We start from the raw sequence: 12,992 nt of genomic DNA on the forward strand, positions 1-12,992 counted from the left end.
GTATCCCCGTTATTTCACTTTTTCTTGTACCGCTTTCACCGCTTCTTCAATCGAAGTTGTAATGATCCCATTGCGTTTAATTAATCCAATAACAAATAAATTACGGTACACAAACTGATTTTCCATACCATCTGCTACAAGTGCCTCTATTTTCTTAACATTATCTCTTCCTTGTTGGCGTACATCTGTAAATACACCTACAATCGGACGATTTAACATAGAGAAAGCACCAATCTCTGCTGCTACACCTGAATCAATTTCAACCCCGTCTAAAACAGCAATTAGAATATCACTTTGCTGCAACATCTCAATATCTGCTTCCGCAATGCTCGTGCTATCTGCGTAAGCTGATTTGTCATTAATGGCACCATTTTCTTGTGGAACATACAACTCAATGCCTGGTACTGCTTGACGAATTGCTTCTGCTAGCTGCTCATTCACTAATCGATCCCCTAAAGAAAAAAGTCCGTTTGCTAAATATGCCTTCATTGTAAAAACTCCTTAAATTAACGATTTCTCAAACACTATTTTATGTCTCCCTTTTTTATCGATAAAGGTGGAGACAATATCAAAACCATGCTTAATGTTTACAATTAGCATAGCTTTTTTTGTATTTCGTCCGTATGTACGAACCAATTCATAGCCCTGTGCCCGAAGCTTATCATGCTGGCATTGCATTAACTGTGTGGCAATTCCTTGACCTCGTACTTTTTCATGCACACCACCTAGCCAGCTATAAAAAACGTCATCTGGATGTGTATACCCAAGTTTAAATCCAATTACTTCTTGCTCGTCAATTGCCAATATGCACAATAATCCCTTTTTACTTTCAAGCTTCTCAACTGGCAAATCATCACCATCAAAAACATGTGCATGAATCGCCTGTAGACTTTTAAGCCACTCGTACGGGACCCCCTCTATACAAATAACCTTCACTATAAACTCACCTCATATTAAAGCTTTTTCTCATTATAAGTGATAGCAAGAAGTACAGTGAACTTATCCGTATAACATAGCAGGTTCACGAACGCCTTGTAAATAGTCGGACAGTTTACCTGCAAATACCTTCTCTAAATAAGGTAATTCTGAAATACAATGCGGGGTCATAAATGCTGGATTTTGATACACTGGTAAGCCACCCATTTTTAACAGAGTAGCCACAAATTGCGAGCAAAAATAGGCCCGTTCTCTTCGTAATTCCATTTGCATGACGATCCCAAACAACCCTAAGAAATTGTATTTATAGTGATCTCGATTGTTGTACATATGGTGCACAATTCTCCTCATCTCTAAGTACTGATAATGCGAAACTGTGCATCGATATATCACACAATCCGCTGGTTCAAGCAACCCCGTTTCTGCATTTTCACGCAAAAATCCACCACTTAGAGGATTGTTCAACTGCGTTCGTCCAAAGCTATACATATTAAAAAGTTCTGCATCAAAGGAAACGGATGCATGATTCATTTCTTTACCGGTATACATCCCAATCGCCTTCGACAGTAACGTTCCTGTTTTAGTTAATACTATGTATATCGTATGAGTCAATTTTCTCACCTACTCAAATTGTTTAAAATCTACTATTTCTTCTATATAATTACATACGTTTCAACAAACTAAATGGTTTCGTTTTTTCACTGCCTATCTCTAATTAGTATAGCCGACAAATCTTAATTTTCTCTTAATAAAAATATGAAATTTCTCTTAAGAATCTAAATTACTTGAATTTTTTTGATTTAGATAGTCACACTTCTATATTGATTATATCAAATTTAGCACTGCATTATCTTTATTTATATGTCAGTATGTATGTTTATATGAAGGTGTAAGTTGGAATACCAGTTATTTTTAACCTAAGTTTCAAAATAGTTAGTTAGAACTTCCTATTTAAAAATCCATACTTACATAAAACTAGATTAATTTACAAAAGGTTACTTTGTTACTAAAAATATTTTTGAAGTAATGAAAGATTTGAAACTAGAACGATACATCAGTGTGACAGGTAGTTCATTAACGATAAAAAAACATAACAATCAAAATAGGAGCAAAGCTATTTGAAATCTTATACTGATTCCATACAAGTTGGGCGCATCAAAAAACCCCGTCCCAAGCAAGGAACGGGGTTAAGAGCGATACCACCCTATTTCGAATGAAAATCGCTCAATTTCACTCAGCAACGTAACAAACAGAATTTCAAAAACAATTCACAATTAACTTCCTAATCCTTGAGTTTGGAAATTAAAAATCATGCTGCATTAAAAACCACAATCAGTAGTTTTAAAAACAAGAGAAAAAAAGAATAAAATACCCTATTCATATAATTTGATATTGCGTACCAATTCTCAAATTAAGTAAAAAATGTCATAAATACTTCCTTTTAAGTACTCTATCAATCTTCTCAATCAGTTTATCAACACATTCTTTCGTGATTTTCTGTACATATATTGTTTCTCTGTCTTCAATTTTAGGATACTCTATTTGTGTGTTTTGGTTCATAGGATATTTATTATCCGTTGTAATATCTATCACCATAAAATCACCTCATATCTACATATTCGTCCCACACTCTAAAATACCCTTTATTCCTTTGATAAATTCAGGTACTTTTTCACTACGAAAAGTAAAAATTGTACATATTTATAATTCCACATTACACTGTCTGTTGTATCAGTGCAATAAAGAATTCATTTTCACATTCGTTATTTACACTAAAACACCTTCATGTAATTGAAGGATTTGGGTATTTTAGATATAATTTATAATATTTATATTTACCGACAACACTATATTTATTACAAATAAGAGGATGATTTCAAATGGTTATTAATGAAGCTATTTTAAACAGAAAAGGCGCCAGGAAAGCAATTGATATCCCAAACAACGTGTTAGCATTACTGAACCAAGGACGATTAGAGACTGTTAATCTTATAGAATGGCAAGCTGTTAACCATCCAATATTACTAAAAAATATTCTGCCCTCATTCGGTTTAGATGACAAATTAAATTTTGTCTTATCAGAAATGGAAAAACAAAATGCCGAAACTGGTATGAAAGCAATACGGACAGCAAGTCATTTATTAGATAACGTGTTGGAAAACGAAAGCAAAGGAAGAAAGCTAGATATAATAACTTTATGTGCCAATCATATTTCGGACAGCGTGCGATGTTGGGCAGCATTCATGAATAAAAACGCTAACCTGGCTTTAGAAGAAAAACTGTCGTATATCCAACCTTTTGCAGCAGACCATCATTTTGGTGTTCGAGAAATTGCTTGGATGTCCATTCGAGAAAACCTTTCAGAAGATATTGAAAAGAGCGTAGAATTATTAGTGGAATGGGCAAGTAGTCCTAATGAAAATATTCGTCGCTTTGCAGTAGAGTCCATTCGACCTCGAGGGGTATGGACGAAACATATTGAACTATTAAAACAAGAGCCAGAGAAAGCACTGCCTATTTTAAACTTACTTAAAGCTGACCCAGCCAAGTATGTACAAGATTCTGTTGGTAATTGGCTAAACGATGCTAGTAAAACCCAACCTGAATGGGTGCTCGATTTATGCGAAAAGTGGGCAAATGAGTCTGATTTACAGGCAACAGGGAAAATCATAAAAAAAGCGAAAAGAACAATCTTGAAAAAAGGATAAATTAACAAAGACCAGGCTCATGAATGAGTACCTGGTCTCTATCGTTTGGGTACAAATTAAATATGTGGCCGAAGTAATTCTTGAAAGAACACTTTCATTTACTAGTAAAGATAATCGATAATGTAATCTTTACTTTATGTCAATATCAATTTTCTCCTCACCCTCTAAGTAGTTTGGATAATTTTGCACATTCAAACGAATCGGGCTTTGCATTTGTTCGAAGTCAAACATATATATATTACGGTCTTTCCCGTCGTTAATACCCGTTACAACGTTAATACTACGGGGAGTTTCTCCACGTGCATCCACTGGACTAGTAAATGAAAATGTACTTTCCTTCTCATCTCTTGCCGGCATAACGACATGGATTTCATCGTTTTCAACCCAAATGTCCGCTTCGATAAATTGTGGTACATGCGTCACTTTTCCATGCTCTACATCAATTTCAACATAGTCATCACCCTTCGGCAATGCCTGAATATCGCCAATTTCAAGTGCCAATTTTTTCGGTTCTCTAAAATAATTACTTTGTAAATAATAATGAACAAGCCCCGACTCCAAGTCGCCGTGTGCACTAATAATCCCTCCCTGTTTCCATATCTCTCCGAGTTCATCTATTAATTGCAGCTTTTCAATATCGAGGAGACGCATCGTATTGTCCTCTGGCACTCGAATGGTAACCTTTGCACGCAAAGGTGCAATGGCTATCGCTTCTACGATCAGCTCCTGTCCTTCAAAAGTAAGGGATTGATTGAGTGAAACTTTTTTTGTTTTTGCAATCGGTTTTTCTAGCGTAAATGGAAGAGTAAACGTCGTTTCCAACTCTTGATCTATCTTCACCTGTAATTCAAAATTAGGATTCTCATAGCTAATGCTTTCTGGAGAAACAACATGTATCAATTTTCCTTGTTCAAACTTTGTTTCATCACCGGAATTATACTGACCAATCGAAGCAGCTAACGGTGAGCCATCTTGCAAAATACTTATTTGAGGGGACAAATTTTGTACTGGCTTCGATGATTCTAGCTTGTAATTTAGCACCATTCCCGATGTATCGGCAATTACACCTTGCAATGTAAACGTGAGACCACCCTTTGTTTGGGCTACATTCAATACCTCATAATAGTCGTGCGAAATAATGTCTCGAACCCCTTTGTCCGTACTAATCAAGTCAACAAATAAAGAAACACCAGGTACTTTCGCCATTGATTGCGCAAATTGAGGTGACAACCGAATACTTAGGGTAAAACTAAGCACGAATATGGCTGCAATTGCTACACCCGACCATACTCGTATACTTTGCTTACGCTGCCGCTTCGCACGTTGAAGCCCTTTTCGTCTTGCCTGTGCCAAGGTATCATGTGGCAAAGCTTTATGTCGAAGTTCTTCACCAACTTGCGTTAATTTATCCTCCATTTTCACGATTCCTCCCCCTCCCCCATAAAGATCCGTAATTTCAGCAATGCTTTATGAAGCCTCGATTTCACAGTACCTTCTGGAATTTGTTGAATACGAGCAATCTCAGCATTTTTCAAACTGTGAAAATATTTTAAATGAACAATTTCTTGATGTTCTTTTGGCAACGTTGCAAGTACTTCTTCTATTTGTATCGGGTGTTCATTAAGTACTGTATTCGGCTCTTTGTATATTTCATGCCCCTGACGTTTTTGCTGCTTCACCATGTCATAGCAAACATTAAGCATTATTCGGACGAGCCACGTTTTTATATAAGCAGGGTCTTTAACTGTATGTATTTTGTGATAGGCACGGTAAGTCACTTCTTGCACTGCTTCAATCGCATCGTGTTCATTTTTTAAATAGCCAAGAGCTGTGTGGTAAAGAAGAGCTTCACATTCCTGCATTGCGGCTAAAAAAGCTACTTCCTCTTTTTTCATAGCACGTTGATATATCATTTCATCCAAAAAGGTCACTTCCTTTCTAGTAATTAGACTGCTATGCCCCTTAAAACGTTCATCTTTATTTACAATTTTAATTATATTTTACTTCTCTCGACCATAAATAAGTAATAGAAGGTTATCGAAAGAGGTGATCGTGTGCGTATATTTTGTTGCGTTTGCTATTTTTTAACACTATTTTATGGCGTAGAATTAGTAGTTGAAGATACCCAAGTCGAAACGACACCACCAAATATTGTCATGACTTATGACAATATGAAACCACTCAAAGAATCTACTGAAAATTCAAATGTTTGTGTTTATTACAGCACTTATAAAATGTGCACAGATTTATACTCAAAACAAGTTACTTATTTTTCTATAGAAGACGAATAGGTTCAGTAAAACAAAAAGATCTATCTACATATAATTAATATGCAGATAGATCTTTTTTCTTATTTTGCACCAATATAGAAATGACTGAATGGATAAACCGTTAGTTTAGATTCACCATAAACAGCCTCACTAGAAATAAACCCATAATGTCGGCTATCATAACTTTTTAGACGGTTATCTCCTAATACAAAATAACTGTCTTCTGGTACAGTAGCTTTTCCAAGTAATTCTTCTAACCTAAAGTTTTCAGTAATACGTAATTGGTTGGGATCATCTGTTTGACGATTAACGTAATTTTCTTCGTATGCCTTACCGTTGACATATAAAACATCGTCCTTCATCTCCACAGTATCTCCTGGTAACCCAATCACACGCTTAATGTATAGCTCATCCTCAGTTGGAGATTGGAAAATGATTTGATCAAAGCGTTCAATTTTACTCGTTTTGCTAACAATGATAATATCCGTATCTTCATAGGTTGGAAACATAGATGCACCTTGTACTTTAATAGGGGCAAATAAAAATTGCTTACAGCCCAGTACTACAATTACCGTTATGACGATGATTTTAATGTATGAAAATATCTCTTTTTTAAAATCTATTTTTTCTTCTTTCATTCTCATTCCCCGATACTATTTTTTCTTTATTATAGCATTTAACATACTATTTTGACGAATAATGCTAACTATTAATTGCTTTTTTTATTAATGAAAATAAGACAAAGGAAATTTACCTTTGTCTTTTATGGTTATAAACTTTAGATGGTTGTTTTAAGTAGTTGAGTTATGCTGTTCTCGGAGTAAATCTACTACTAATAATATACCCGTTGGCAATGCCAATGTTAGTAAAATTATGCCCATTAACACAACAATCACTTCCTCAACTATTTGTTGATTTTATTATACATCGAATTTTCTGATATTTCAAATTGACACACTAAAAAATCATCTAAACATCTTCAAGCAAAATAACTGTAATTGCAACATTAGTGACTTATTTGGTCTTTTTTGCTCTTTACGCTTTGGCGTATAACATTCCATACAATTATTTATAGCGGTATACCTAAGCACCTGGGTCCTCCCATTCATTAAGCTCCCCCCTTTATTGTTAGATTTATTACTGCCATTTTGCTTGAATTGTTAGAAATCAAACTTTGTATTTACAATTTTTATGGGATTCATTGTAAATGTTCTTTCAGTTCAGATTGAATTTTTAGTAACTCCTCTTCATTCGGAATGTAGTACCATATATCATCAATCCTTGTGCCTGAACCCTCTTCAAATGCTATTTGTTCAATGCCACTATCCATTTTCTTGTAAATTCCTTGTAATTGAATCAGTTCTTTCATAGAGAAATTCATCCGTACATTCTCTCCTACAACCTCTAACATATCACTTGCTTTTAGTATTGTAGTTGGTGTTGAAGCCTTTTTCAAAATGGCTTCGATTACTTGACGTTGACGAATTTGACGCCCAAAATCACCTCGTGGGTCCTCATAGCGGATCCGTGTGAAAATAAGTGCCTCCTCACCGTTTAAATTCACTTCACCTTCTGGGAAATGATATGCACCATACGTCAACTCCATATCATTTTGAATCGTTACGCCACCCAAGGTATCAATCATTTTCAAGAAGCCTTCCATATTGATAAACACATAATAATCTAGAGGAATATCAAGGAAATTCTCTACTGTTGCCATTGCCATTGGCACGCCACCAAAGGCATAAGCATGATTGATTTTATCTTCTGTGTCATAACCAACAATTTCAGTTCTTGTATCCCTTGGAATGCTTAGCATTTTCATCGTTTTTTTCTCTGGATTGACAGTCATGACAATCATCGTATCTGAACGTCCATTATCATTTTCCCTTTCATCTACTCCTAGCAATAGGACTGAAAAAGGATCTTTTCTTGTGATTACTTTTTGTTCTTTTTCTACTGTTTCACTTGTTTCCATTAGTGGCGTATTTATTTTATTCATTGTTTTATGGACAGTATAATAAGCAGTTCCTACAAATACTAGGATGAGCGCTAATATGCTACCTACTATCCAGGGCCATATTTTCTTTTTACTTTTCTTCTCTTTTATTCTCTTCATTTTATGTTCCATTCCGTAGTCCTCTCTGGCTATTCAACAGATTTACTCGTCTTTTAGACGTTTCAACTAAAAAAAAAGTTCATATAATATATTATTATGCATAATGGTATAAAAAAAGACGTACACTAGTATTCGCTAAATGTACGCCTTTTTATGCATTAGTATTTAAAATTAGTCATTCCAATCGTTAATTCCAACGCTTTTTTACTTAAATTTTCAGAAATATCATTGATTTCTTGTAGAGTTGCCACTTGTTCCACGATTTGCTGTGCGATTTCCTCAGTACCATCTGCTGTGATACGAACATGTCCATCTACTTCATGGATGGATGCCGTAATTTCTTCTGAAGTGGCTGTCATTTCCTGAGTGACCGCCGTTACAGTTGAAATTTGCTCCGTCATATCCTCAATAGCTTCCACTATATTGGTAAAGGAAGTTCCTGCTTGAGCGATAATATTGACACCTTGCTCAACTGTCGTTAAGCCCTGAGTAACTGAATCTTCTACATTTTTCGTCTCGTGCAAAATATCCGTCGTAAGTTGGGCAATTAAGTTGGCTGAGTCTTTCGATTGGACTGCTAATTTACGAACTTCATCTGCCACAACAGCAAAACCTTTTCCATGCTCTCCAGCACGTGCCGCTTCAATCGCCGCATTCAATGCTAGTAGATTTGTCTGCTCTGTAATGTCCGTAATCACTTGTGTAATACTTTGTATTTCAACTGATTGATGACTGAGCCTTGATATAAGTGCTGTTGTTTGTTTGGACGAATCGTAAATAATATTCATTTGTTGCTTCGCATGTTCTATTGTAAGTTGCCCCTCGTCAGCTGTATCTTTCGTCTGTTGTGCCTTTTCTAATACAGTGTTAGTTGCATCTGCAATCTGCTGAATGCCTACTGTTGTTTCCGCCATCGCCAGTGTAGCTTCATTTGAAACGGATGAAGAAACTCTTGTTCCTGCTGCGATTGTTTCAACATTCTGCGCAACAGTATTAGATGAAGAAGCAACATGTGAGGTACTGGCTGTTAACTCTTCGGCAATAGCAGATAAATCATTAGCTGTTTCACCTGATGAACGAATCAATATACGAATAGATTGCTTCATTTCATTGATGGCATTTGCTAAAGTACCTATCTCATCATTCGATTTCACAGTAATATCTTTAATTGTTAAATCACCCTGCGTAATTTGTTGCACCGAATTCGCCATTGTTGTTAATGGTTTGGCAATTTTCACCGCCATTAAAACACTTAAAAATATACAAATTAGTGTAGCGAATAGTCCGATTATAGCGGTAATTATGGCACTTTTTTGTACCCCTTTTTCAGCTTCGTAGGAAATTTCGGTGAATTTCATTTTATTGAATGCAAGCATTTCATTGGCTACACTGCTCATAAAACTATTCTGTCGTGATAACTCTTTATCATAAATTTCACGTGCACCCGTTGTATCTCCACGATCTACTGCATCGATGACTGTTTCCGCCACCTTATCAAATGATTTTTTGCCCTCTATCATTTTGTTATTAATTTCAGAAAGATACTTGTCTTTAATGACGTCATTTAACAAACCAACACCTGTACCAATTTTTAGTTGCACGCTCCGGAAACTTTCTAATGTACTCGAATTTCCAGTTTCAATATAATGCTGTATGTAGATACTTTGTTGTTTTGTATTGCTTTGTAAATCCGACGCTAAATAAATCTGTTCAACATTCTTATCAAGTATTGCGTTATATTCATTTTTCATCTTTGTCATATCCATATAACTGTTGATGGATAATCCGATAATGCAAAAAAATAGTATCGCAAATGCTACATATAATTTTATTTTTATGGACATTTCTTTTGTCATTCTCCTTCAAAGGAAATACTTTGGATTTTATACGAAAAATTTCCTCGTGTACCAATAAGAGTATCAAATATTCAGTAAATTTTAAAGTTATTTTTGTCGAATTCAGGAATTTTATAAAAACAAAAAAGAAACTCATCGAACAGAGCTTCTTTTTATAATGTGTATATTGATGTTACGCTTGTAATTTTTTTTCTTGTATACCCTGCACTAACTTTTCTTGAATTAATAAATATTGAGCTATCTCTTCTTCATTTAATACTTCAAAAAGTTGCATAAAGACATCTTGACCAATGCTCTGCGCCTTTGCTAAAGCATTTTCACCCTCTGAAGTAATTTCCATATGAATTGTACGGCGATCATTATCATCATACAATCGTTTTGCAAGTCCAAGGTCTACTAATTTCGACGCAATACTTGTCATTGCACCTTTAGTATAACCAATTGTTTCAGCTAACTCAGCCTGCTTTTGCGGGCCCTTAATACGTAATTCGCTTAGTACTAAAATAGGTGAAATACCTAGAGGATAAGGAAATGCTTTTGTAAAACGAACAATGTTTTCATTATTCATCTGATCAATCATATGGATGAGCTTAAAAATATTTGTTTTTGTCAAAATATCCTCCCCGAATATACTAGACTATTAACGAAGTATGATAGAACCCACATGAAATAAATGGCCAAATAGATTTTATCCTTCACAGCTTCGTAATACCCCATTTGTGTTTTTGCCCAAGCCTTTACTTTAGGTGTGCTTGCAATTGGGCTCATTAAATTTACAATAATACAAAATCAGCATCATTTATAAGAAGCTACATGTGAAATACCACTGATTGCTTGGTATACATCGCATAAGCACCCTCTTTTACATAATCGTTATTAACGAATACATCTAGTTTACCCTAGTTTTCAACTACTGTATTCAACATTTCATCATATTAGAAAAATTAGGTAAATTAGTTTGTAAAACCTTTAATTTCAGAAAGAATTTTAACAATTTTCAAGTTTTCTCGACGCCTATTTCACTAGCAATCCTAACTTAATAGTAAATTTACGGATTAAATTATAATTACTATATATTTTTTACATATCCTTTGCAATTTGCGTAACAATTTGATCTATAGTCGACATTGCAGACGATTGATTTGCCTGTGTTAAGATACTAAAAATGTACCATTTCCCGCTTTTCCCCTGCACATAGCCAGCTAATGCATATGTACCGGTAATATAACCAGTCTTAGCTGAAACGCTATACCCCTTTAGGCGATTTTCTAACGTTGCACCGATAAGTTTGCCCTTTCTCCCTGCATGTGGCAAAGCATCCAAATATGAGTAGTACCATGATTTACTACGTACCTTATGTAACAACAAACTTTCTTGCATACTGCTAACACGATTTTGGTGATTTAATCCCGAGCCATCTTCAAAATACCACTGCTCCATATTAAGGCCATTATCAAAACCGTACTTGCGAATCGCCTGAATACCAGCTGACCAGCTACCTTCTCCAAGCTGTTCTCGTCCAATTTGTTTCGTAAGCATTTCACCCATACCATTTATGCTGAGCTTTAAAAAACGAAAATTAATGTCCTTTAATGGCTTTGAGTACAAAACACCAATTCTTTGTGCATGTGTAGGTACTTGCCCAGTCTTAAGTGGCATAACTTGTACACCTTTTGCCTTCAACTTTTCTCGAAATACATCGAGTGCATATAATGTTGGATCATACACTGTCACATTCGTATTGCGCTGCGTCCCAGCAGGTAAATTTCCTTTAACAATTATACGGTCTGTGCCATATTCACGTGTTATGTTTACCGTGCTTTTAGCACCCTTTTTGACAACATTTGTTTGGTTGACGATTGGAACTATACTCGTATATGGCTCAAGCTGAACGTTTGCTGAAGCACCTACCTTCGAACCAGACACCTTTACCTGTACCGTAGAAATATCGTAATCATCATTAGGTGATATGGTCAATGCAGAAATACGAGAGGCATAAGCTAATGCCTCGTCTTCAACTACAATTCCCTTGGATAACCGATCCGAATCAAACCACGTATCATCAGCTATTAATGCTCCTGTAATTTTAGTAACGCCCATTTTCTGCAAACCATTAGCGAAAGATTCTAAATGAACAGGTAGCAGCGTTGGATCTCCTCCCCCCTGTAAATAAAGATTGCCCTGTAATACACCGTTCTCAACTGGCCCATCTATATAGGCCCCCGTAACAAAACGGTAATCCGATCCAAGTAAATCTAAAGCTGCTGCACTTACTAACAGTTTGTGTGTGGAGGCCGGACGAATCATTTTCTCTCCATTTTTACTATATAGGACCTCCCCACTCTCCATATTCCGTACGGTAATACTATGTTCGTTCTTCGCCCATTTTTTTGAAACAATACTATCGATGTTAGTTGTCATTGTTTGTGTGCTTGCCGACGCCTCTTCTATTAGGAATAAATGGAAACAGCTAAGCATTACTATAACCGCGAAAATGAGTGTTTTCTTTATCATAGATCCTCCAAAGTTGTCTTATATTTAGTATATTGCTGATGATTTTACCTCTACTTTACCTAATACCCTATTATTTTACAATATTTGTCGGAATAAATATAGTTACTATTCAGTAAAATTTTGGATGTAATTATTTTACTTCGACAAGAATAGACTATAGTAGCTACACATCCTACAGAAAAGGAGTTGGTTTCAATGGGTGCTAAATGGGTGAAAATTTCAGTTATTTATTTCGCGATTGGTCTGGCTTTTGGACTTTTTATGCATTATACAATTGAGCTTCAATGGAAAGCGACCCATGCTCACATTAATGTGGTAGGTTGGCTGTCAACTGGTCTCATAGGTGTTATTTACTCTATTTATAAAGAAGCTGCTGAAACAGCCCTCGCCAAAGCACAATTTTGGCTATACAACATCGGTTTACCGTTCCTCTTTGCCGGTATGATGATGATCTATTTAGATGTGCCTCGTTGGTTACTTGAATTTTGTGTATCTGGTGGCGGTATTGCTGTTGCCGTTTCGGTTGTGTTATTTGTGATCAATGTCTTTAAGCATGTAAAAAGTCCATCTTAAAATAGAAAGACCCACT

14 protein-coding genes are annotated in these 12,992 nt (G+C 35.6%); 2 read left to right on the top strand and 12 right to left on the bottom strand.

The window, feature by feature from the left end; genetic code table 11:
- Window positions 1–9 precede the first annotated feature (9 nt).
- The 4 genes from AEA09_RS08215 to AEA09_RS19895 form a co-directional block, all read right to left on the bottom strand.
- Window positions 10–489 carry a nucleoside 2-deoxyribosyltransferase gene (locus AEA09_RS08215; RefSeq protein WP_053583370.1) on the bottom strand — a complete coding sequence of 160 codons (480 nt, stop codon included), beginning with the start codon at window positions 487–489 and terminating at the stop codon, window positions 10–12.
- 12 nt (window positions 490–501) lie between these two features.
- The gene (locus AEA09_RS08220; protein ID WP_053583371.1) at window positions 502–936 is read right to left on the bottom strand and encodes a GNAT family N-acetyltransferase; all 435 of its coding nucleotides are present in this window, start codon (window positions 934–936) and stop codon (window positions 502–504) included.
- Window positions 937–999: 63 nt separating this feature from the next.
- The gene (locus tag AEA09_RS08225; RefSeq protein ID WP_053583372.1) at window positions 1,000–1,548 is read right to left on the bottom strand and encodes a hypothetical protein; all 549 of its coding nucleotides are present in this window, start codon (window positions 1,546–1,548) and stop codon (window positions 1,000–1,002) included.
- Window positions 1,549–2,361: 813 nt separating this feature from the next.
- Entirely contained in the window at window positions 2,362–2,532 is a 171-nt protein-coding gene (locus tag AEA09_RS19895; protein WP_156312098.1) for a hypothetical protein, read from the bottom strand.
- A gap of 284 nt (window positions 2,533–2,816) precedes the next feature.
- Between AEA09_RS19895 and AEA09_RS08230 the strand changes: the two genes are divergently transcribed.
- On the top strand, window positions 2,817–3,644 hold the full coding sequence (locus AEA09_RS08230) for a DNA alkylation repair protein (RefSeq protein ID WP_053583373.1): 828 nt from the start codon (window positions 2,817–2,819) through the stop codon (window positions 3,642–3,644).
- 129 nt (window positions 3,645–3,773) lie between these two features.
- On the opposite strand, the gene AEA09_RS08235 is transcribed toward AEA09_RS08230, so the two are convergent.
- The 8 genes from AEA09_RS08235 to dacB form a co-directional block, all read right to left on the bottom strand.
- The gene (locus AEA09_RS08235; RefSeq protein ID WP_156312100.1) at window positions 3,774–5,060 is read right to left on the bottom strand and encodes a DUF4179 domain-containing protein; all 1,287 of its coding nucleotides are present in this window, start codon (window positions 5,058–5,060) and stop codon (window positions 3,774–3,776) included.
- 2 nt (window positions 5,061–5,062) lie between these two features.
- On the bottom strand, window positions 5,063–5,557 hold the full coding sequence (locus tag AEA09_RS08240) for a sigma-70 family RNA polymerase sigma factor (RefSeq protein WP_245622858.1): 495 nt from the start codon (window positions 5,555–5,557) through the stop codon (window positions 5,063–5,065).
- Between the two features lie 437 nt (window positions 5,558–5,994).
- Window positions 5,995–6,558 (bottom strand): signal peptidase I, encoded by a 564-nt coding sequence (lepB, locus tag AEA09_RS08250; protein ID WP_425411976.1) that lies wholly within the window; start codon window positions 6,556–6,558, stop codon window positions 5,995–5,997.
- Window positions 6,559–6,705: 147 nt separating this feature from the next.
- Window positions 6,706–6,801 carry a transcriptional regulator gene (locus AEA09_RS19900; RefSeq protein ID WP_156312102.1) on the bottom strand — a complete coding sequence of 32 codons (96 nt, stop codon included), beginning with the start codon at window positions 6,799–6,801 and terminating at the stop codon, window positions 6,706–6,708.
- A gap of 311 nt (window positions 6,802–7,112) precedes the next feature.
- Complete coding sequence (locus AEA09_RS08255; RefSeq protein WP_053583378.1) at window positions 7,113–8,045, bottom strand: LCP family glycopolymer transferase; 933 nt, start codon at window positions 8,043–8,045, stop codon at window positions 7,113–7,115.
- A gap of 146 nt (window positions 8,046–8,191) precedes the next feature.
- Entirely contained in the window at window positions 8,192–9,889 is a 1,698-nt protein-coding gene (locus tag AEA09_RS08260) for a methyl-accepting chemotaxis protein (RefSeq protein WP_053583379.1), read from the bottom strand.
- 172 nt (window positions 9,890–10,061) lie between these two features.
- Entirely contained in the window at window positions 10,062–10,502 is a 441-nt protein-coding gene (locus AEA09_RS08265) for a MarR family winged helix-turn-helix transcriptional regulator (protein ID WP_053583380.1), read from the bottom strand.
- A gap of 467 nt (window positions 10,503–10,969) precedes the next feature.
- Window positions 10,970–12,403, bottom strand: a complete 1,434-nt coding sequence (dacB, locus tag AEA09_RS08270) for a D-alanyl-D-alanine carboxypeptidase/D-alanyl-D-alanine endopeptidase (RefSeq protein WP_053583381.1) — start codon at window positions 12,401–12,403, stop codon at window positions 10,970–10,972.
- A gap of 195 nt (window positions 12,404–12,598) precedes the next feature.
- On the opposite strand from dacB, the gene AEA09_RS08275 reads away from it, so the two are divergent.
- Window positions 12,599–12,976: a hypothetical protein gene (locus AEA09_RS08275; protein ID WP_053583382.1), complete on the top strand. Its 378-nt coding sequence runs from the start codon at window positions 12,599–12,601 to the stop codon at window positions 12,974–12,976.
- Window positions 12,977–12,992: the final 16 nt, after the last annotated feature.

Source organism: Lysinibacillus contaminans, assembly GCF_001278945.1.
GTDB classification, from domain to species: Bacteria; Bacillota; Bacilli; order Bacillales_A; family Planococcaceae; genus Lysinibacillus; species Lysinibacillus contaminans.